Below are 20,420 nucleotides of genomic sequence, written 5' to 3'. Positions count from 1 at the left end.
ATAAATGCTCAATATGATAAAGAATAATTTTTTGAGTGGCCCAACAATCATAAAATAAATAACTAAATTTCTAATGCTCCATGTTGCAATACAACGCGATAACCATCAATATCTTCGAAAGTTTTTCCACTCTTATCCCAATAAGGATTATAAGAAGGAGCCGGAATAAATCCGGCATCTAGCATTGATTTTATCTGTTCCTGCCATTCAAGTTCATCTTCTATATAAAATACTAATAAATTATCTTCAGTTGGAGCTTTACCAACAAGTGTATTGTGATGATGAGTGAATTCAAGGTGCCAGGAGTGGTTGGGATGCCCTAACATAATACCATCAAAACTATCGTGATCTTTGAATTCTCCTAGTATGGTGAAATTCAAACCACGACAATACATTTCTGCAATTTTAGTAAGGTTATCTGTTGGTCTGGCAATTCTAAGAATAGTTGATTGTTTCATATTTTTTCTATGTGTAGAGTTGGATAGAGGAATATACCTTATCTGAAAATAATTTTTTTAGAGAAAAGTGCTGATAAATAGTCAGCACTTTTTATCTTTACATAATACTTATAAATAAAATTTTATCCTCATTAAAAAATATTATTTAATGTCAGCATCAATAACTTGATAGAAGGCATTATCTGTATCAGAAATTGTCCATACACCGAGAATAACATTATACCCTGAGCGGTCAGGAACATCACAGTTTAACGTAACGTTTTGGGCTGGACTTTTTCCATGATCAAAACGCTCGCAGAAGGGTTTTAAATCAAATTGAGCACGTGTTAGGGGTTTATTTGGATCCCAGTCGGGTTTAGTAATAAAAAATTGCCACGAAGTGGTACTATGGCGGGCTGTTATTGTCCATTTAAAGGCGTTGCTTCCTTTATTAATAATAACATGATGCCAGCGGTCTGCACTTTGTTCATTGAGCTGTTTAAATTGACCAACACCACCACTGGCGATTTGTCCATCTGGTGGCCCTCCTTGAGGGAAGCCTTTGGGGCCTTCAACTGACTGTGGTTCATACATGATAGGCCCACAGTTTTTATTGATGTCTTTTTGACATAAAAGTGCTCTGCTTGGTGGTGTATCAATATATCCATGATGCGAAGTTGGTTTGGCAATACTAGAAAGTGGGATCGCACTAAAAGCCGTCAATCCCACCAAAAGTAATGACTTTTTAATGTTCATGATGAATTTCCTATTTTTCCATACTTGACTGTAAAATAAGGGAATTTAATTTTTGTTGATATGTTAATAAGTTTGAGAAATTTAATTTGTTTCTTACAGAAATGCACAGAAATATTTATAACAAAATTAGTTAATTATAAATACTTAATTTATGATATGGGTATACCAGAAAGATAATATTGAGAAATATGGTTGTCACTGGCTTTGGCATGATTACGGACGATAGGAGAAATCCTATTTTATAGATTTTTTTATAATAAAAATTCCTCCCTGAGTTCAGGGAGGAAAAGAGCGAAATAAAAATAAGAAGAAAATGAGGGTGTACTAAACAAGTGCGATTTTTAGTACACATAAATTAAAGTAGACCCAAATAGAAGAATATGCAATTAACTAACCTTAAAAAATAGCAGAGGTATGATATTTTTGCGATTATAATATGTGGTATTATCAATATGATAAACTAAATGGTAAAAATTATCTGTGCTAAGTATTTTAAAATAAATTGTCGGATTTCATCATCGGAAAGAGGTGTTATTCTTTGTGAGCAAAAATAAATTTTTTCGCTTGAGGTAATAATCTTGGCGAGATCTATATAAGCTCTAAATTCAACTATTCATTTCCATGGGTTGAATGATCAGTAGCAAAGAATATAGAATCGTCACCAGCTATGCTTTTTACTAGATATAGCTTTATGAGTCTTTCAGACCGTTGACAAAATCATTAAATTAGGTGAAATTCACGATAGAACCAAATATACAGATTCATCATATTCAATCCGCTCCGGCGGGTAATGAGTATGCTAACTATCCTGACAGAGAGAGATGATTAAGTAATGTAAGAAATACTTTATAAAAAAAATATTACTTGTTTAATTCGATAAATAAATGCTTATAAAAATCCACATTTGCTTGTTTTTAAAGTTTATTTATTTTTACAAATTGTTAAATATGTGACCAATTAGGCATTTTAGACGGAATAGCGAAAGATACTAGAACAGAAAAGCCATCGAGTAGTTGCTGGTATAATTATTGCGATTTCTTTCTAAAGTTATTGTCGTTTTTAACGAACTCAAATGCATCAAGGATAATACCTGTTATCCTCAATATATTTTCTGGAACATCTATAAAGATTCTTGAGTTATTAGCGGATAATCCAGCCCTATTAACTTCGTTGGCTAATATATCAGTTAGCTCAATAGGTATTTGGATATAAGGTTTATTTTTCTTGTCAAAATATCTTATTATCCATCTGTTTGATTTTCATTGATAAAGAACACTAAAATAAGATTGTGTATATTTATATTGCAAGTCGACGGTATCCCCGACAATTGATTTTGCTTTTTCATACAGAGTTAATTCGTTTTTGGTAGTAACAATATTGGGGTTGTCTGGATCTTCTATCTCATCTGGTTCTTTCGGATTATCTTGATGCTCTATTTCGTCTTGAATCCCATCAATTGGAACATGTTTATTTGAAAGACCGGAAACTACCATTGCACTAACAGATTTCTCAACTGCTTGTTTTACCAACGGGGTGATTGATTCAATAAAACGCTGGTTTAATTGGCGTTCGATATTAGATCTACTGGTAACGTATCTTACAAACTCACTATCAACGCCCCTCAAGCTAATACTGATGGTTTTAGTAAAAGCAGATAGGTAAACACTTTCTTCTGCCAGCGTTATTAGTGCTTCCGGCTTGAATTTATCGTGTCTAAATCGATAGAGTTGACTTACATCGGCATCGCTAACTTCATCCATTTTAATACGTAAGAATGGGGTAGGATCCATTACATTTTTTTGTTTTAAATCGGTAAAGAAACGCCACTCTAATCCATTTGTAATTGCCGAAATAGTCACTTCTGGAGTGGAGTTAAAATATCTGGATAACTGAGGACAGTGGTTATCTAGTTTTTCGTTGTACCCTTTTGCCTCAATAAACATGACAGGCACACTTTGGCAGAACAAAGCATAATCAACCCGCTCATTCGCTTTTACCCCGGGAAAATCTGCTCCATATTCGGCTTTAATTTTTTGAGGGTCATACGGACTAAAGCCGAGAATATCTAGAAACGGTAATATTAATGTCTGTTTAGTTGTACTTATTTTTTAAAACATCTCTTATATTTTATTTGTTGTCGCTAAATAATATTGTCATAAAATTATTAGCCAAAGAGCGAGACAGTGGATCTGAACAGCAGCAAGAAATGATGCACTATTTTTGGCATAATGGGTCGCTATACCACACCAGCGTTTAAGATGAAGAAAAGCATTTTCAACTAAATGCCTGAGTCGATAGAGTTCCCGATCATATTCTCGTTTCACTTTGCGATTTTTGCGGCTGGGAATTTGCGCTTCCATGCCTTGTTTTTCTGCTTGTTCAACAACGGTATTACTGTCATAGCCCCGATCCGCTAATAAATGTTTTGCATCTATTCCTTCAATCAAGACCTCAGCTTGTGAGCAATCCGCTGTGGTACCGCTTGTAATAAGTACATTGTGGTGATGCGTGTTGTTATCATGAAGATGCTTCGCAAGAAGATATCATACAGGCAACTGAAGAAATTATATCCGTTTGAGTGAGGAAGTACGAACAAGAATGTATTGATTGAAATTCATTTGTGGATGATTACACGCAAGAAGAAGATATTGATATGTGTAAATTTATATGTCTTCATTATGGTTAAATTGCGTTCAAATTGAATTTATAATAATAAATTATTTATAAGTTTTTATTTGATGATGAAAATTTAATTTAAGTGTTGTTTTTGTTTTGTCAAAATGGATTGGTGTCTTTTTTGTGTATTATATTTTATCTATCATCAGTAATGATAAAGAAAAATTATAAATATTGGGTTGAAATAAGGGAGTTTATTATGATAGATCGGGATTTTAAACATTTGAGTTCATTGCTTGATGATTTTTTTCTGATGATGAGATTTGTAATAAGTTTCACCTCCTTGAACAAGGGAATATCACAGGTTGGGAAGTATGGCTTCAAGTTGAGTTTTCTTATATGCTTTCTCAAACAGAGCATGAGTGGTGGAGGGAATATGCATTTAAATGTGATAATAGAAAAATAAAGGATCAAAATCACCTAAAACCTGATTTCATTTTAAGAAAAAAGGGATGGGCTTTGGATACATATATGGCCGTTGAATTTAAACAAAATACGAATCCAACTGCATGTGTCAGAAATATGGTTTCTGATTTGGATAAGATAAGCAAAATTAGAAAATCTGAGGTTAAACTAAGAAGTATTTGGGCTGTTGGTGTTACTAAAGGGATAAACTCTACTAAATTAGATAACCTTGTAGAGCAATATTTAGATGATGATGTTTATCAAACAAAAAGTAGAAGTAAACATATTCAATTAAAGCAGATAGGTGAAACTCCTTTTTATTACGTTATTATATAATTATATTCATATAATATTATGTGATATCACCAAATATTTTTATGATCTTGACCATAGATTTCAAGCAGTATAGTGGTGGTAGATAAATAAGTCCCCAGAAATATAGTTTACTATAGTAACTGGGGCAATGAAAACAGCTAAGAAATGGCAATTCTAATGATAAAATTATAGATAGTTAAGTCATTTTATGGCCTAACTTAAGGCAATCTCCTAACCTTAGCTTCCACAACTACCCCGACAATATTCACGTGATTACTGAGGGAAATCATGTTGTATTGAGGATTTAATGGTTTTAAAAACGTATCATATCCTTCTGTAATCAGTTGCTTGAAAGTCAGTTCTTTCTCTCCATCGAGTTTTGCTACTACTAAGTTGTTGGGGACTGGTTTAACTTCTGGATCAACTAAAATGATCATACCCTGCGGTATGCTTAGTCCATTCGGTGATACCATTGAATCACCTTTTACTTCCAGCCAAAAAGCACGTTGTGAGCATTCAACAGAGGTTTCATATACCTTTGCAATGCGGTTTGTCTGGTATTTTGGCGTGAGATCTTCACACCAATTACCTGCATTTATCCAGTCGAGTAGCGGGTACTGTTTGCGATAGGGTATTTGACTAGCAAATGCAGCATTATCACCATAGAGAACAGTGACGAGTTTCCTTGCTTGTTTATCCAGAGATGGGCTGAAATCTGCAATCCGAATTTTCAATTTTTGGGCAAAATAGGTTGCCATCTCCAAGTTAAGGGCGTTAATCCCATTGAGATAGTGTGAAATTGCACTTTGTGTCTTGTCAATTTCTTCTGCAAGCGTTTCCTGAGAGATGCCGAGCTGCTTTTTCTTGGACTCAAATAGTTCTTTTAAGCGTGCTGCATCTGCAAGTTGTTCTGCTGTAAGTTTCTTTTTCATGCACTCATTTTAATACCAACGCTATTAAAATGATAAATACTAAAAGTATTGAAATATTTATTACTTTAGATATTATTTTAGAGCGAAGGAGGAAACACATGGAAAAAATCCCATTGTCAGAATATGTAAAGTTGAATGGTCAAGCTAACACAGCGCGTTTGGTGGGAGTTCATCAAACTGCAATCAGTAAGGCATTGCGTGCGGGGCGTAAAATATTTTTGATTCGTCAGGAAGATGGAACCTACAAAGCTGAAGAATGTCGACCATTTCCTAGTCAAAAATAAGGTGTATTGTGAACAGCGAAAATATCAAAGGTATGATTAATTCATCTCTATTATAGATTGAACTTAATTATTTCACTGATTTTATTAAAGTGTTTTTTGTGTATATTATTGGGGAGAAGATGTGAACTCTAACATTAGTCATTACTTCAGAGCGATAGGGAGCATTCTCGATATTATGCCGACAAATGATTACTGCGATGCTTTAGATGTTGATTCATCAAATAAATATTTACTCGAAAATAAAGAAATTTCTTATTGCCTTGATTCATTTCCATCCCCTGAAGTATTAAAGAGTTATGAGTCAATTTTACCGGGTTATGCTGAAAGAGTGTTTTCTCTGAGAGAAAAAGAACAGGTTTTTCAACATGAAAAGCAGAGTAAGGCGCTGGATGGAATGATAAATAGAGATAGAAGAGGGCAATGGATGGGGTTTTTCATTGCTATATTTATCTTAATCGTAGCGACTGTCTTTGCTTTTAGAGGAGAAATGTTGTTTGCTGGTACTTTAATTACAATTGATTTGGTGGGGTTGGCTGCTGTATTTGTTATTGGTCGTAAATCAAATAGTAAATGATTTCAGAATAATATGAAGATTTATCTAAAAATATGTGATTATTTTCACTTACTATCTTTTACATTAGTTACTTTTGTTTTAATTTATTTTTGTTATTCCTATTCTATATCAATGAAACTGACATAATATACATCGACAAACATAAAAATTTTTGTATGATAGGAAGCGTTTATGTATTAAAGATAAATTAGCGTGTTATAGAGAGTTAATATGGATATTAGAACTTTATGTGATTTATACCAATCAGGAAAGAAGCTGAAATATCTTTTTTTCTGGGGGCATAAAACCAATCATTCTAACCACATAACCAAATCTTGTTTAAGCCAGTGGTATCCGGCTCAATTTACTATTGATGATGTAAAATATGCCAGTACGGAACATTATATGATGGCAGGGAAAGCCCGTTTGTTTAATGATCCCGAAGTGCTGAAAAAAATTATCCATGCTAAAACGCCAGGGGCAGCAAAAGCATATGGACGTGAAATACGTGGGTTTAACCAATCGATTTGGGATGAATATCGGTTAAAAATAGTGATTGAAGGGAACTTGGCAAAATTTTCTCAAAACAAGTCATTGGCAGAGTTTTTATTGAATACAGGGGATAAAATATTAGTTGAGGCTAGCCCTGTTGACCGCATTTGGGGGATCGGATTAGCAGAAAACGCCATTAATATCAATAATCCTTTGACATGGGATGGTCTGAACTTATTAGGATTTGCACTGATGGCTGTACGCGATAAGTTAAAGGAATAAGTTAAAATATAGAGCCTGCCAGATGGGGGCTCTATATCTTTCATGACTTATTTTAGCAAGATTTACTGATTTTCGATCGTCCTGTACGTGACGCTATCAGGTTTGACATTTCTAGTTAATTAATAATTATAATCTAATCAATTTTTTCTGTTATAGAAAAATAAGTGAATAATTATTATTCTATGTGTAATGAGTGTCTTTCAGAGTTATTAATATTTAATCGATTCAAAGTTACAGTGTAAGCATAAAGAAATCGCTTGGAAGATTAATGGAATACCTTTTATTTTTTTCGAGAAATGAAAATTATCAGGGAGTTACGATGCTTACAGTTCAACATAATTCAACTTCTATTCACACGAGATCTTTCCCATTTATACTGCTAAAGGAACATAAACTTGTCTGATTCAGTTTTATTTTCTGCGATTAAAAGGCCAGAAGCTAAAGTACAGTTGTTATTTCTACATCACGCCGGAGGCTCTTGTTTTTCTTACATCGAGTTGGCTTACAAGTTATCGGAATTTATTGAGGTTTATTGTCTGGAGCTGGCTGGCAGGGGAATGCGAGTTTCAGAGCCTTTTCAGTTGAATGTTGAAACTGTCATGTCCGATATCCTGACTTCAATAAAGCGTTTAAGATTAGGAGAGGATAAACCTTTATTACTGTTTGGACACAGTTTGGGAGCTGAACTTGCTTATCAGGTTGCTCGTAGACTTGAGAGTAAATTACCAGAAAAGCAGTTAGCGCTCATTATCTCTGCCCGCGGTTTTATAGATCCCGAAAGTTTCAAAAATGAGCCATGTAAGGAATATTCTGACTCCTATGTCTTGAATATTCTTGAACAATGTGAGGGAACGCCAGCAAATGTTCTGTCTAACCCTGAATTGCGTAATTATGTGATCGAAACAATGAGAAACGATCTAATTTTACTGGATTCTTTGTCTCGATTACAGAAGGTAAAGTTGAATGTCCCAGCCCATGTGATAGGTGGAGCTCAGGATAATAGAGTGCCTGTTTCTCGGTTGGCGGAGTGGTGCCCTGTGTTACCTAACCTAGTAAAGCAACAGATTTTCACAGGAGGGCATTTTTACTTGTTTAATAATTGTACAGTAATTTCTTGGCTCGAAAAACAGGCCAGAAAATTAGCAGGATAAGCCTGAGGCTATCGCTTTTGATACTGTTTGAAAGTTAATTATTAACTGATTGATATTGCTAATGTAATTTAATGAATGGAAAAACAGGTGAAACTCAACAAGGAAGTTGTCTCATATAGATTTCAAATACGGAGTATAAGTATTTATAAAAAATAGATGGTACGTTATAACGGAAAAACCATGACCAGATGTTTCTTATAGAGCAACCCGCTGATTTTAGTATAAATGTAAAGAATATTATTCTGGATGTATAATTTAAGTAATTACTAACCTGTGATTACGTATATAGTCATTGACTTATATCAGTCACAATCTCTTAATAATAAGGTGTTTTGCCTCCGTTGAGTGGATGAATTATTAAGTGGGATAAAGACAATGATATCAGAAAAAATAAGCAGTGATAGTTGGTTCTCTAGCAAAAAAATAATTATTGTTCATGGATATACTGCTTCACCTTCATCAAATTGGTTTCCTTGGTTAAAAGAAAAGCTTAATCAACAAGGTGCAGAAGTTATTGTGCCTACAATGCCTGAATCATCAGCCCCTAAACCTGAAGCATGGGCTAAGATATTGATGGATATCGTGCCGGAGGCAGACAAAGACACGATTTTTATTGGTCACAGTCTCGGGTGTATTACTGTATTGCGGCATTTAGAATCGATACGTTCTCAGCACCTTCATATCGGTGGATATATTTTGGTCTCTGGATTTGATTCTCCCCAAATTACTTTACCAGAATTAAACTCTTTTACTATTGAACTATTAGATTATGCTTTCTTACGTGGGATAACCGAACACCGTATTTCACTCATTTCTTCTAATGATGAAATTGTTTCTCCACTCTCCTCACGAGAGTTGGCTCGTTCTTTACAAGCTGAAGTGATTAATGTTGATAATGGTGGACATTTTCTTGATAGAGATGGGTTTACTCACCTGTTTCCTGTCTATGATATTTTGGAAAATATGTTATCAGAATAAACATAAATAAATGCTATCTTACAGTCCTCCAGTCTATTGGTTTAATCTGGAGGGTGGGAGTATTTATATATTAAATATAAAAGACCAGTGAGTTATTTTAAATGTGGTTAATCGGCTATAAGGTTTGACTATTGTTTTAAATAGAGACAATATGAATATATATTTTCAATGATTTTCCTGAAATTATTTTATGTTGCATGGAGTTTTATGCGGAAATATAAATATAACTTAATAAGGAGTTAATTATGGTGCCAACTTATTCTTCTCTCGTTTCTAGTGAAAATAATGATGATTTGGTTAATGTGGATTTTGAGCACAAGATAGGGAAATATTCTCCAAAAAATTTTAAATCTGACTGGGGTATTTCACCTACTTCATCATCTGGCCTTAATCAGGGGAGGTTAAATATCGTTATTGATCCTCAAGATGATAGAAACAAAGTGTTAGAGCTTACTTATCTCGCCAATACTGTCGGCTCTGAGGCCGGAACTTCATTTAATGCACCGATTAATGGTGAGCATGAAGCGTTATGGTTACAATATAGGGTGATGTTCAGTAAGGATTTTATGTGGGTCAAAGGTGGAAAATTACCGGGTTTGTCTGGTGGTGATCATCCATCAGGTTGTATTGATAATGATAGTTTCGATGGTTTCAGCAGTCGCTTAATGTGGAGAAAAGAAGGAGAGTTATTTGGTTATCTCTATTATCCTGAAAAGAAGGAACGATGTGGCGATTATGTTAAATTAAAAACTTTTTTAAAGAAAGGAGTTTGGTATACCCTGACACAATATGTAAAACTGAATAGTATCGGTAAGCATGATGGTATTTATATACAATATATTGATAATAAATAGTTTTTTAGAACCAATAACCTTAAATTGAGAAATGAAAAAGATGTTTTCATTGATGCGATAAAGTGGAGTTCTTTTTTCGGTGGATCTACGTTGGATTGGGCTCCACCAGTGGAGCAATATGCTTATTTTGATGATTTTATTGTTAGTGTTAGAAAGCCTGATTATATTTAATAATTCAATAAGCGCCAAATATTAAAAAATAAGTTGTGTATTCTTATAATGTGTAAAAATAGAATGATTTTTTGTGGCTCACATGCCAGAGTATGTGAGCCATTTAGTGTTTTTATAGCACGTGAAGATGTTATTGATTTATTGCTTATAGAGTTTAAATTATCCGCCTTGAGCGCCATTGAAGTACGAGGGTTTGCAGGCAGGAAAACTGGTGGATATACATTAAGGAATGTAGTGGAAAAGTATTAGGTGTTTACGCTGTTTATCCTTATACTCAAAATTTTCCCTTGAAAATCCGTAGGCTTATTGAACATATCATGATTTCTTACAAAAACATTAGTCATTATTTCTAATATTCTTCTCTGCCAAAATGTGAATGATCGGCATATGTTATTTTTAGATATAGTCTATTGAAAATTCATGCCTAATTAATGTGATCTATATATTTTTTTAACCAAAAAACATTATTTATCTCTTTGATTTTTATTGGCTTAACTATTTTTAAGTTTAGAGAGATAATTATTGAAAATTTATATTATTTCCAATAGGTAAAAAATCATAGCGTAGGAGCTTAGGGAAAGTTGTGATTATAATGGCGCTGTTATGAAGAATTAACTTTTCAGCTACATTTAGTAGCTTATAAAAATAATCAATTGAGGATTCTATGCCCTTGTTTTTTAGCATTGCTCCGATTGTCCTGTTGATTTGGATGATGACCAAACATAATGGTATTCCATCCTTTTTTGCTTTTATGAAGAAGATAATTTTACCCATGTTGGTGTCTATGGAGGAATTGCGGCTGTTATGGCCTTGATTTTGGCATCTTGAAAAATGAGCGAATAACTTTTCAATATAATAACTTTTCAATATTAAGGTACATATTATGATTATTTCCGCTCCAACTGATTATCGGGTTGCAGCACAAGCTAAGTTACCGCCTTTTCTGTTCCACTATATTGATGGCGGAGCCTACGCAGAACATACTCTTAAACGTAATACCGCAGATTTATCCAATATTGAATTACGTCAGCGTGTGTTAAAGGATATGTCCGAATTAAGTCTGGAAACTAGCTTATTCGGAGAAAAAATGTCAATGCCAGTGGCACTTGCTCCGGTAGGATTAACAGGAATGTATGCACGTCGTGGCGAAGTACAAGCTGCCCGTGCTGCAGCCAAAAAGGGGATTCCATTTACTCTGTCGACTGTATCAGTATGCCCGATTGAAGAAGTCGCTCCTGCCATAGATCGTCCGATATGGTTTCAACTTTATGTACTGAAAGATCGTGGTTTTATGCGCAATGTACTAGAAAGAGCGCAGGCTGCAGGAGTCAAAAATCTGGTATTTACCGCTGATATGCCGGTTCCCGGAGCACGTTATCGTGATGTGCATTCTGGGATGAGTGGCCCAAATGCGGCTATGCGTCGTATTTTGCAGTCAATAACTCATCTTCAATGGGCCTGGGATGTGGGATTGTGTGGCAAGCCACATGATCTTGGCAATATTTCTGTATATCGCGGCAAACCGATCAAATTAGAAGATTATATTGGTTGGTTAGGAAGTAATTTTGATCCATCCATTTCATGGAAAGATTTGGAGTGGGTCCGTGATTTTTGGAAAGGGCCAATGATTATCAAAGGCATACTCGATCCAGAAGATGCTAAAGATGCTGTGCGTTTTGGGGCAGATGGTATTGTGGTTTCAAACCATGGTGGGCGTCAGCTTGACGGGGTTCTGTCAACGGCACGAGCCTTGCCTGCGATTGTGGATGCCGTCAAAAATGATATTACTATTCTTACTGATTCCGGTATTCGAACAGGATTGGATGTGGTGAGAATGATTGCTCTGGGCGCTGATAGTGTTCTGTTGGGTCGTGCTTTTGTTTATGCGTTGGCGGCGGCAGGTGAAGCTGGCGTTTCCAATTTGCTGGATCTGATTGATAAAGAGATGAGGGTGGCGATGACTTTGACAGGAGCGAGATCAATCTCGGAAATTAACTCGGATTTGCTGATACGTAATCAAGATTAATCAAGACAAATGGCGGATGGTTGCCATTATCGGTCAGCAGAATTTATCCTGCTGACCATCTTTTATTCGTCCTTTAAATACCAATAGGGCGGTATCCCTGCCATTCTTGTTAATAGCTTTCATCTATTGTGGTTTCGTGTCGATTTTTTATCAAAAATAAGAAGTTATATATCCTCAAGCAGTATTTCACCATGTGAAAAAAGCTTTGCTTTACCTGTCAGGTAAACACGATCTCCCTCTATTCGACATAATAGCTCACCACCTCGTTCGGATAATTGGCGAGCATGAAGTTCGGTTTTATTAAGCCGTTTTCCCCAGAAAGGCGCGAGAACACAATGGCTGGAGCCTGTGACAGGATCTTCGTTGACACCTTTGGCTGGTGCAAAATAGCGTGAAACAAAATCAGAAGATGAATCACCAAGAGCCGTAATGGCAAGTCCTGGCAAGGACAGGGCAGCAATCTTAGTAAAATTAGGTTGGGTATTGATGATCTGTTCTATGGAATCCAAAACACAAATATAACGATCATATGAGGCGAACACGGCGGAAACATTTTGTCCCAGAGCATCTTGGATAACAGGGATGAGAGCGTTTTCTTCATGACAATCGGCGGCAGGGAAATCCAATGTGAAAATACCATTTTGATGAGAAACTCGGAGTTCACCAGAGCGGCTTTTGAATATGAGTAACTGATCTTGGTGGTTATGATGTGTTATGAGAACAAACGCGGTTGCCAATGTTGCATGTCCACATAAATCTACTTCGACTTTGGGTGTAAACCAACGTAGATGGTTTTTTACCAGAAAAGCGGTCTCTGGAAGACCAATTTCGGCAGCGATGGAAATCAGTATTTCATCTGATGGCCATTTGTCCAGCAAAACAACAGCGGCGGGATTGCCAGAAAACGATTTTTCGGTAAAGGCATCAACATGGTAAATGGGGTATGAATGCATCAGAATCTCACTTATTTTTGTAATAAAAAACCGGATACAGAATGTTGAAACTACATTGATTTGTAAAGAGTTATCTTATTTGAATGCAAAATGTACATAAATTGGAGTATTGACCTTAGGTGATAATGGTTATTAAATAATAATTCATTGTTATAGTTCCACTAAGGAAAGATATGAAAATCAAAGGATCTTATTGCCTATTTTTTATTTTGTCAGTGTGCTTTTCTCAAGCTCTGGCTTTGGATTTGAGTTACAAAAGTGATATACCAGCGGATAACAAACCTTCAGAAGAGTACCTGAAAAAGAGAGACAAATTGAACCCTGGAAATTGGAATACGGAGAAACTGGCTGAAGATAATGCCTTAGCTGAGAAGCGGGAGAATGAACGGAAAGAATACAATAATAGATTTGAACAGAAAAACAGCTTAGCATTTTCTTATAATTGGGATGAGGGGCAGTTTAACGTTTCCCCCTATACGAAACAACACCAATTTATGGAGCATTTCAAAGAACAGAATAAACGTCGCTGCTATAGAGAAACAAGGCAGAAATTAGAGAAAGAGCAGGGAAATGGCTATTCCTATGCTGATATTGCAGATGCTTGTGTCTCTTATTAATAAAGCTACTAACTCCTGATCTTATTCATTTAGTGAGCTACAAAGCAGCTTTTTGTAGTTCACTGTAACCAGAGGATGCTCCTCAGTAATCCCCCCTCAATAACATAATGTTCTGTGAAAGCACCGGACACGCCCTAAGCGGTTAACAAGCAGGGTATTTACATTTGATCTGATTAGATTGTACAGATATGACTCAAAGCATGTGCTTTGATGGTGTTAAATATATAACATGATGTATTTTTGTTTAAAACTGGCTAAGAAATAAATTAATGGCTAATGCTATAAATATTAAACATGTAGCTTTATTAAGTGCAGTTTGTATTGAGGTTTTATTGTATATCACATCGTTTAAAAAACCGGATAAATAGGACATTAGTGTAAATACAATAAAAGCAATAACAACAAATATCAATCCTAGATATAATAATTGAAGAGAGACTGAAATACCTATAACGTTGTCAGTAGTGAACTGAGGCAAGAAAGCCAAAAAGAAAATAATTACTTTTGGATTTGATAAGTTCATTATCAATCCTTTTTTAATTAATTTCTTTTTATCATGAAGAGTATTATTTTTTCCTGTCAGGTAAATAGGCTTTGCCTTAAAAGCTTCCCAAGCCAGATAGCTTAAATAAAACACGCCAAGTAATCTGATAACGTCTAAAACTACCGTATTGGTTTGTATTATTGCTGTAATACCTAATGAAATTAAAGATGTATGTATTACTAATCCAACACATAAACCAATGGTGATTAATATTCCTGATTTACGTCCATTTATTACAGATTGATTCAAAACTAAAACATTATCAGGACCAGGCAAGAAGCATAGAAAGGTTGACATACTGATAAATGTAACTAGTGTTTCTATAGAAGGCATATTTATTACCGTAATTGTATTAATCTACTTTGTAGAAAGTCTTTTAAATAAATTTAACCCAACAAATCTCGAGTTATTACGTGACAAAAAAAGTAGTAACTCGAAAGATAAAGGGCATAGAATTAAAAATCACTGATACTAGTGTTTATGTGAAGAAGTGTTGATTATCTTAATTTAAGAAGATTATATATAAAAGACGCAAAAACTACTTATGGGTATGAATTAATTTCATACCGTGCTCGATAGTTCTTTCAAGGTGGTTTTTGATAAGAGGAAAACAGATATCTCTAAACCATCTATGTTCTGGATCTTGGTGATATTTCGCATGCCATAGTAAATAGTATTGTTGTTCTTTAATATCAATAGGTAAGCGTCTTATTTGTAAATCATAGTCTTGCGCAAAATCAGCAGCAATATGCAATGGTATGGTTAGCATGGTGTCTGTTTTTAACAAGAGCTCAATGGCAGCTTGAAAAAAGGGGACTGTAGCGGAAATATGACGATTAAGATTCATCATTGACAACGCGTGATCGACAGGGCTGTCTTTATCTCCTCCCCCACTAATTAAAATATGCCGGCCTTCAATATAGTCGTTAATAGTCATATCACTATTAGCTTTGGAATGAGCACTTCTAAATACAACGGCAAGTTGATCTTCTGCCATCCTTTTACCGTATAAATTATCAGGTATAGAATCGGCAATAGTTGCGACTAAATTAACGTCTTGTTCAGCAAGCTTATTTAGGCTGTCTTTATGCCACAATTTATATTCAATACTTACGTTGGGAGCAGCAATTTCAATGTTGAAAAATATAGATGGCAAAATGGCTTGGGCTACGTAGTCACTGGAAGCTAAAGTGAATTTTCTCTCACAAAAGCTTGGTTCCATTAACTCTGGTGCATATAGATTATCTAATTGTTGCATCAATACGGGAAGTTTCTCTTTCAATTTTTCTCCTTTTTTGGTGAGAATAAATTGATTTGCTTCTCTCACAATAATTTTGTCATGAAAATCCTCACGAAGTTGATGTAATGTTTTACTCATTGCTGACTGTGTAACACCTAATTGTTTTGAAGACTCAGTGAGATTAAGTGTTTGCAATATTGACACTAACGCTGGCAATAATTTGTAATTATTCAAGGTGTGCTGCCCGTATATGAAACGTTTGATAATAATTTTATGTATTCGATATTTTATGTCAAAGAGAACAAACCGTCACTAAGTGTCTCCGAATTAGGAATGGAGATATTAGTGACGGCTAACCAAGGATTAGGTTACTTAAGATTTTGTTTCTGCTTTATGCAGACTGCTCGTCAAACGGCGGATAGGAATAATTAAAACAAGCAAAATAGCGGAGCAAATCACCAATGACAGAGATACGTTAGAGAATAGCTGAGGTAAGCTATCCAATTTATCTGCACGTACATTGCCACCAATCAGGCCCGCAGCCAGATTGCCTAATGCGCTGGCACAGAACCATAATCCCATGACTTGCCCACGCATACGCGCAGGAGCTAATACCGTCATAGTTGCTAACCCTATTGGGCTAAGGCAAAGCTCACCAAGGGTTAGGAAGAGAACACTGAAAACGATCCATAGTGGTGAAACTGTACTACCGCTTTCCAGTACATTCTGAGCAGCGAACATCATGATTGTAAAACCACCTGCAGCAAACAGCATGCCAATGACAAACTTACCAATACTGCTTGGGTTCATATTGCGTTTTGCCAATGTAGGCCACAAACAGCTAAAGATTGGGGCCAGCAAGATGATATACAGCGGATTGATTGACTGGAACCAGACAGCAGGAATTTCATAACCCAGTACTACTCGGTCAGTATAGTCATTGGCAAATAAGTTAAATGATGTCGGTTTTTGTTCGAATGCTGACCAGAATAGAGCGGCTGAAACCAGCAGGATGAAACAGATGAGCAAGCGAACTTTCTCATTGCGGGTTAATCCAGCAAACAGGAATAGATAGGCAAAATAGAGAATTACACTTGAGGAGATGACATAAACCAGCAAGTTAGCAACTTTGACTGGATTAAATGGAATGACTCCCATCGTCAAAAGTGCAACAATTATACAGGCAACTATTGAAATTACACTGATCCACTTGCCAACATTTTTGCGTTTTACCATTGGGCGATCCCAAGTGGAATCTAGCCCTGCTTCTTTATCATAACTACGCATCAGAGGAACAGTATAGAAACGGAAAATCAACAAAGCGACCAGCATACCTAATCCACCGACGCCAAAGCCCCAGTGCCAGCCATAATCTTTCACCAACCAGCCAGTGATTAGTGCAGCGATTAAAGATCCTATGTTGATGCCCATATAAAACAGGGAGAAACCACCATCACGGCGAGGATCGTCTTTTTTATACAGTGTTCCTACCATAACAGTGACACAGGTTTTGAACAGGCCAGTGCCGAGTGCAATGAGCAACAATCCAATAAAGAACAGATTATTGCTCCAGATTGCTGAGAGGGCGATTGAGAGATGGCCCAAGGCAATAATGATAGAACCGTACCAAACGGCAAGGCGTTGCCCTAGCCAGTTATCGGCCAGCCAGCCGCCAGGTAAGGATGTCAGGTAAATACTGCCAGCAAAAATCCCGACAATTGCTGAGGCCTGTTCACGTGGTATTCCCATACCGCCTTCAAAGATTGCGGCAGACATAAATAAAATCAAAAGGGGACGAATGCCATAGAACGAAAATCGTTCCCACATTTCTGTCATAAAAAGGGAGCTAAGTGGATAAGGGTGCCCAAAAAAGGTTCTGCTATTTCCATTATTGGTTGAAGATTGCATTTAATAATTCTTCCTAAAAATCCATCTATATGATGGAGATGCTTTACAAGTTAAAATGAAGAGGTTGTTTTATAAGCATATTGTTGCTCTTGTTAACATGTTCTTATAAAACTGATTACTTAATTGTTGGTGTATTTTTAACATGTTCTTTGTGCTTTTAATCGGCACAAAGCACATTTTCTACTTTATATTCCATTTTTTAGAACAAAAGTCGATAAGAATCTCAGTTTTAGAATTTAATAGTTGCTGTATGAGGGGAAAATTTGACTTAAATGTTTTTCTATTTTCTATAATGTTTTTTATTAAAAATCTTATAAAACAAATAATTATTTTTTAATTGATTCTTATTGTGATCTTTTCGTGTGTTACGCATATAAATGTGTTCTTAAATGGCGAGATATTACATAAAGACCATAGATTTATCGTTGAATTTCTCAGAAATACTGTAGAAACGTAAACAAATTCAGAAATTTTTTGGGTTAATAAAATATTTAAAAAATGTAAAAAATAATGCTTATTAAAATTTTCCAATGGCAAGGAAGAATTAATTCATTAATAATTTTGTAACATTTATGAAGTGGGGGTGAGAATAGGTATTGGCTGTTATTGAGAAAATAACAGCCAGATTGTGCTTATCAGTGAATATTATCGTTATCACCATACAAAGATGGCATACCTTCGGGGCGGGTTTTGAAACGGCGATGCAACCACATATATTGGTCAGGTGCCTGCATAATCTCCTTTTCTATTACCTTATTCATGAATGTTGCAGCTTCTACTTCGCTTTTTAGAGGAAAATTTTCTACCGCGGACTGAATAACCAACTCATAGCCCTGTCCGTTAGGTAATCGTCGAGGAGTAAAAGGAATCAGTGCGGGCTTGGCCAAACGGATGAGAATTGAGGTTCCCGTCGTGGTTGCTGCATGCTCAACAGCAAATAATGGAGCAAATACGCTATTACGTGGGCCATAATCATGATCAGGGGCATACCAAACAATTTCACCATTTTTCAGGCATCGGACCATGCCTTTAACATCTTTCCTGTCCAGCATGTACTTATTGGAACGGAGCCGTCCCCAAGTTTGTAGCCAATCCATGACTGGATTGTCATTTGGACGATAAACTCCAATACCTGGGTTCAGCATGCCAAAAATACGTGCTCCCAACTCCAATGTCAGAAAATGGATCCCAATGACGATAATCCCTTGACCTGTAGATTGCACTTTTTGGATATGTTCCCGTCCGGTGACGTTGAACCAGCGTCTGATCCTCCAATCTGGCCAAAACCAGGCCATTCCGGTCTCAAACACACCCATTCCAACAGATTCAAAATTTTTGACTAACCATTCATGCCGTTTCTCGGCTGGCATGTCAGGGAAACAAAGTGCCAGATTGCGTTCTGCAACTTTGGCGCGTTTTTTCAAAAAGCGCTGTGATAGCCGACCAAGTCGGGTTCCCATCCAGTAAATTGCTGGATAAGGCAGTAAAACCAGTAAATAAAGTATGCCGATACCTAGCCAAGTCAGCCAGTAACGGGGATGTAAAAGTGAACGACGAAAAGGAGGTGCTTGTATCATGTGTTTTCAGTATGTTTGTTATTTATCGATCTTGAATCGGTACTGCGCTCATAATCCTTGCGTATTTATCCTTAATTGACGACCTATACGCTCCGGCTTCTGTACGTAGTTCGTGTTCAATCAGTCTGCAATTATAGATGCCTGAATGAGATGGGCTCTAAAAGTTATATCGGCGTATTGTGACACTTTTTAGTGGAATATCGAAATTTTGGGGCACTAAAGACTTAATCTGACGATAATTTATTCGAATGGTTCACTGTTTGGCAAGGTTTTACTGTTTTTTAGCGCATTGTAGTCAATATTATTAGGAGGATATCAGAGGCACATTATGGCTATTATTCTCACTTTACTGGCGTGATAGAGAAACATAAATAACACGTTGAGTTTGAAAACGATTTATGCAGTGAACGTCAAATGGAAGGAATCATTAAAGCCAAAGAGAATGGAGTCAAATTTGGGCACCCCACAAAATTAACGGAGACAATGAAAGAAGAAATTTATGCTCAGCAAATAACCGGAATCCCTATAGGACAGTTAGCCAAAGAATTCAGGTTAGGTGAAGCCATAATCTACCGACCCTGAACACGGTTAAGCGTACTAATAAAAATTAAGTTGCCTTTTGTATTCATTGAATACATACTTTTAATGTGTATTTAAGATGTGTGTCTGGGGTGTGCTATGAAACATAGAGTTAACGTAACAGTTGATAAAGAAAATTATCTGATCCTGAGTTCCGCAGGTGTCAATATTTCAGGTTTTGTTAATGAAGCTATGATTAAAGAAGCTCAACGTATCAAAGCTGAAAATTGGAAAGCAGAGAATCGAAAAGGAATGGAAGAGGTGGCTCAATTTATCGAACAGTATGGCTCATTTGCTGATGAAAATAGGAACTGGTAAATGCAATTTTTTGTTTATCAATACAAACGGAGTGGCAGCAAATATAGCATGTTTGTCGATGTACAAAGCGATATCATTGAAACATTAGGTAGGCGAATGGTTATTCCTTTGGTTGAAGCGCATCATTTTTCAAACAAGGTAAGCAGTCATCTATTCCCCATTGTGCAAATCAGAGATGGAAATTACCGACTTTTAACGACAGAACTTTCAAGTGTACCAGAAAGCGTAATTGGTGAAGAAATCACTGATCTAAGCCAATGGTCATCGGATATCAAGGATGCGCTTAACCTTTTGTTTTGGGGAATTTAATATACTTTGAGTGATCCTGAACACTTCACCCATTTTTCTGCTTCAACTTTGAAAAGTCGGCCT

General features: G+C 36.0%; 19 protein-coding genes and 4 pseudogenes. 12 read left to right on the top strand and 11 right to left on the bottom strand.

Going from position 1 to position 20,420, the window contains the following annotated elements; translation table 11 throughout:
• Positions 1-62 precede the first annotated feature (62 nt).
• From PSI23_RS12795 to PSI23_RS12780, 4 genes and pseudogenes are all read right to left on the bottom strand, one after another.
• Positions 63-458 carry a VOC family protein gene (locus PSI23_RS12795; protein WP_273555456.1) on the bottom strand — a complete coding sequence of 132 codons (396 nt, stop codon included), beginning with the start codon at positions 456-458 and terminating at the stop codon, positions 63-65.
• A gap of 141 nt (positions 459-599) precedes the next feature.
• Entirely contained in the window at positions 600-1,193 is a 594-nt protein-coding gene (locus PSI23_RS12790; RefSeq protein WP_273555455.1) for a lytic polysaccharide monooxygenase, read from the bottom strand.
• A 1,025-nt stretch (positions 1,194-2,218) separates the two neighbouring features.
• Positions 2,219-3,292: pseudogene (locus PSI23_RS12785) on the bottom strand (type I restriction endonuclease); the annotation flags it as partial.
• Between the two features lie 54 nt (positions 3,293-3,346).
• Positions 3,347-3,700: pseudogene (locus PSI23_RS12780) on the bottom strand (transposase); the annotation flags it as partial.
• A 508-nt stretch (positions 3,701-4,208) separates the two neighbouring features.
• On the opposite strand from PSI23_RS12780, the gene PSI23_RS12775 reads away from it, so the two are divergent.
• Positions 4,209-4,610 carry a hypothetical protein gene (locus PSI23_RS12775; protein ID WP_273555454.1) on the top strand — a complete coding sequence of 134 codons (402 nt, stop codon included), beginning with the start codon at positions 4,209-4,211 and terminating at the stop codon, positions 4,608-4,610.
• 197 nt (positions 4,611-4,807) lie between these two features.
• Here PSI23_RS12775 and PSI23_RS12770 read toward each other — a convergent pair whose 3' ends face one another.
• Complete coding sequence (locus tag PSI23_RS12770) at positions 4,808-5,521, bottom strand: LexA family protein (RefSeq protein WP_273555453.1); 714 nt, start codon at positions 5,519-5,521, stop codon at positions 4,808-4,810.
• Positions 5,522-5,619: 98 nt separating this feature from the next.
• On the opposite strand from PSI23_RS12770, the gene PSI23_RS12765 reads away from it, so the two are divergent.
• The 7 genes and pseudogenes from PSI23_RS12765 to PSI23_RS22765 all read left to right on the top strand — a co-directional run.
• The gene (locus PSI23_RS12765) at positions 5,620-5,805 is read left to right on the top strand and encodes a Cro/CI family transcriptional regulator (protein ID WP_273555452.1); all 186 of its coding nucleotides are present in this window, start codon (positions 5,620-5,622) and stop codon (positions 5,803-5,805) included.
• A 121-nt stretch (positions 5,806-5,926) separates the two neighbouring features.
• Entirely contained in the window at positions 5,927-6,379 is a 453-nt protein-coding gene (locus tag PSI23_RS12760; protein ID WP_273555451.1) for a DUF2335 domain-containing protein, read from the top strand.
• A gap of 210 nt (positions 6,380-6,589) precedes the next feature.
• On the top strand, positions 6,590-7,132 hold the full coding sequence (gene ybiA, locus PSI23_RS12755) for a riboflavin biosynthesis intermediates N-glycosidase (protein WP_273555450.1): 543 nt from the start codon (positions 6,590-6,592) through the stop codon (positions 7,130-7,132).
• A gap of 395 nt (positions 7,133-7,527) precedes the next feature.
• Positions 7,528-8,283, top strand: coding sequence for a thioesterase II family protein (locus PSI23_RS12750; RefSeq protein ID WP_273555449.1), 756 nt, complete (start codon positions 7,528-7,530; stop codon positions 8,281-8,283).
• A 375-nt stretch (positions 8,284-8,658) separates the two neighbouring features.
• The gene (locus PSI23_RS12745; RefSeq protein ID WP_273555448.1) at positions 8,659-9,261 is read left to right on the top strand and encodes an RBBP9/YdeN family alpha/beta hydrolase; all 603 of its coding nucleotides are present in this window, start codon (positions 8,659-8,661) and stop codon (positions 9,259-9,261) included.
• A gap of 245 nt (positions 9,262-9,506) precedes the next feature.
• Positions 9,507-10,286, top strand: a pseudogene (locus tag PSI23_RS12740) (polysaccharide lyase).
• 184 nt (positions 10,287-10,470) lie between these two features.
• Positions 10,471-10,639: pseudogene (locus PSI23_RS22765) on the top strand (LysR family transcriptional regulator); the annotation flags it as partial.
• 166 nt (positions 10,640-10,805) lie between these two features.
• Here the strand turns inward: PSI23_RS22765 and PSI23_RS12735 are convergent.
• Positions 10,806-11,060, bottom strand: coding sequence for a hypothetical protein (locus PSI23_RS12735; RefSeq protein ID WP_273555446.1), 255 nt, complete (start codon positions 11,058-11,060; stop codon positions 10,806-10,808).
• 109 nt (positions 11,061-11,169) lie between these two features.
• Here PSI23_RS12735 and lldD point away from each other — a divergent pair, with 109 nt between their 5' ends.
• A complete protein-coding gene (lldD, locus tag PSI23_RS12730) occupies positions 11,170-12,312 on the top strand; it encodes an FMN-dependent L-lactate dehydrogenase LldD (protein ID WP_273555445.1) in 1,143 nt (380 codons plus the stop codon).
• A 164-nt stretch (positions 12,313-12,476) separates the two neighbouring features.
• Here lldD and PSI23_RS12725 read toward each other — a convergent pair whose 3' ends face one another.
• Positions 12,477-13,265, bottom strand: a complete 789-nt coding sequence (locus tag PSI23_RS12725) for a PhzF family phenazine biosynthesis protein (protein ID WP_273555444.1) — start codon at positions 13,263-13,265, stop codon at positions 12,477-12,479.
• A 173-nt stretch (positions 13,266-13,438) separates the two neighbouring features.
• Here PSI23_RS12725 and PSI23_RS12720 point away from each other — a divergent pair, with 173 nt between their 5' ends.
• Positions 13,439-13,882: a hypothetical protein gene (locus tag PSI23_RS12720; protein ID WP_273555443.1), complete on the top strand. Its 444-nt coding sequence runs from the start codon at positions 13,439-13,441 to the stop codon at positions 13,880-13,882.
• A 244-nt stretch (positions 13,883-14,126) separates the two neighbouring features.
• On the opposite strand, the gene PSI23_RS12715 is transcribed toward PSI23_RS12720, so the two are convergent.
• The 4 genes from PSI23_RS12715 to PSI23_RS12700 form a co-directional block, all read right to left on the bottom strand.
• Positions 14,127-14,759, bottom strand: coding sequence for a LysE family translocator (locus tag PSI23_RS12715; RefSeq protein WP_273555442.1), 633 nt, complete (start codon positions 14,757-14,759; stop codon positions 14,127-14,129).
• Between the two features lie 205 nt (positions 14,760-14,964).
• On the bottom strand, positions 14,965-15,900 hold the full coding sequence (locus PSI23_RS12710) for a LysR family transcriptional regulator (protein ID WP_273555441.1): 936 nt from the start codon (positions 15,898-15,900) through the stop codon (positions 14,965-14,967).
• A 138-nt stretch (positions 15,901-16,038) separates the two neighbouring features.
• A complete protein-coding gene (locus tag PSI23_RS12705) occupies positions 16,039-17,574 on the bottom strand; it encodes a peptide MFS transporter (protein ID WP_273555440.1) in 1,536 nt (511 codons plus the stop codon).
• Positions 17,575-18,209: 635 nt separating this feature from the next.
• The gene (locus PSI23_RS12700; RefSeq protein ID WP_273555439.1) at positions 18,210-19,151 is read right to left on the bottom strand and encodes a Kdo(2)-lipid IV(A) acyltransferase; all 942 of its coding nucleotides are present in this window, start codon (positions 19,149-19,151) and stop codon (positions 18,210-18,212) included.
• A gap of 678 nt (positions 19,152-19,829) precedes the next feature.
• On the opposite strand from PSI23_RS12700, the gene ccdA reads away from it, so the two are divergent.
• Together ccdA and ccdB are read left to right on the top strand one after the other, a co-directional pair.
• Positions 19,830-20,048 (top strand): type II toxin-antitoxin system antitoxin CcdA, encoded by a 219-nt coding sequence (ccdA, locus tag PSI23_RS12695; RefSeq protein WP_273555438.1) that lies wholly within the window; start codon positions 19,830-19,832, stop codon positions 20,046-20,048.
• Positions 20,049-20,357 carry a type II toxin-antitoxin system toxin CcdB gene (ccdB, locus tag PSI23_RS12690; protein ID WP_273555437.1) on the top strand — a complete coding sequence of 103 codons (309 nt, stop codon included), beginning with the start codon at positions 20,049-20,051 and terminating at the stop codon, positions 20,355-20,357.
• Positions 20,358-20,420: the final 63 nt, after the last annotated feature.

Origin of the sequence: Xenorhabdus yunnanensis (assembly GCF_028598805.1) — a bacterium.
GTDB classification, from domain to species: domain Bacteria; phylum Pseudomonadota; class Gammaproteobacteria; order Enterobacterales; family Enterobacteriaceae; genus Xenorhabdus; species Xenorhabdus yunnanensis.
The sequence above is the reverse complement of the archived record's forward strand: the minus strand, read 5'-3'. Positions and strand labels throughout refer to the sequence as shown.

Coding starts and splice junctions, on each gene's coding strand:
- PSI23_RS12795 (WP_273555456.1), bottom strand. CDS start 458: ATGAAACAATCAACTATTCTTAGAATTGCCAGACCAACAGATAACCTT.
- PSI23_RS12790 (WP_273555455.1), bottom strand. CDS start 1,193: ATGAACATTAAAAAGTCATTACTTTTGGTGGGATTGACGGCTTTTAGT.
- PSI23_RS12775 (WP_273555454.1), top strand. CDS start 4,209: ATGCTTTCTCAAACAGAGCATGAGTGGTGGAGGGAATATGCATTTAAA.
- PSI23_RS12770 (WP_273555453.1), bottom strand. CDS start 5,521: ATGAAAAAGAAACTTACAGCAGAACAACTTGCAGATGCAGCACGCTTA.
- PSI23_RS12765 (WP_273555452.1), top strand. CDS start 5,620: ATGGAAAAAATCCCATTGTCAGAATATGTAAAGTTGAATGGTCAAGCT.
- ybiA (WP_273555450.1), top strand. CDS start 6,590: ATGGATATTAGAACTTTATGTGATTTATACCAATCAGGAAAGAAGCTG.
- PSI23_RS12745 (WP_273555448.1), top strand. CDS start 8,659: ATGATATCAGAAAAAATAAGCAGTGATAGTTGGTTCTCTAGCAAAAAA.
- PSI23_RS12735 (WP_273555446.1), bottom strand. CDS start 11,060: ATGGGTAAAATTATCTTCTTCATAAAAGCAAAAAAGGATGGAATACCA.
- lldD (WP_273555445.1), top strand. CDS start 11,170: ATGATTATTTCCGCTCCAACTGATTATCGGGTTGCAGCACAAGCTAAG.
- PSI23_RS12725 (WP_273555444.1), bottom strand. CDS start 13,265: ATGCATTCATACCCCATTTACCATGTTGATGCCTTTACCGAAAAATCG.
- PSI23_RS12720 (WP_273555443.1), top strand. CDS start 13,439: ATGAAAATCAAAGGATCTTATTGCCTATTTTTTATTTTGTCAGTGTGC.
- PSI23_RS12715 (WP_273555442.1), bottom strand. CDS start 14,759: ATGCCTTCTATAGAAACACTAGTTACATTTATCAGTATGTCAACCTTT.
- PSI23_RS12705 (WP_273555440.1), bottom strand. CDS start 17,574: ATGCAATCTTCAACCAATAATGGAAATAGCAGAACCTTTTTTGGGCAC.
- PSI23_RS12700 (WP_273555439.1), bottom strand. CDS start 19,151: ATGATACAAGCACCTCCTTTTCGTCGTTCACTTTTACATCCCCGTTAC.
- ccdA (WP_273555438.1), top strand. CDS start 19,830: ATGAAACATAGAGTTAACGTAACAGTTGATAAAGAAAATTATCTGATC.
- ccdB (WP_273555437.1), top strand. CDS start 20,049: ATGCAATTTTTTGTTTATCAATACAAACGGAGTGGCAGCAAATATAGC.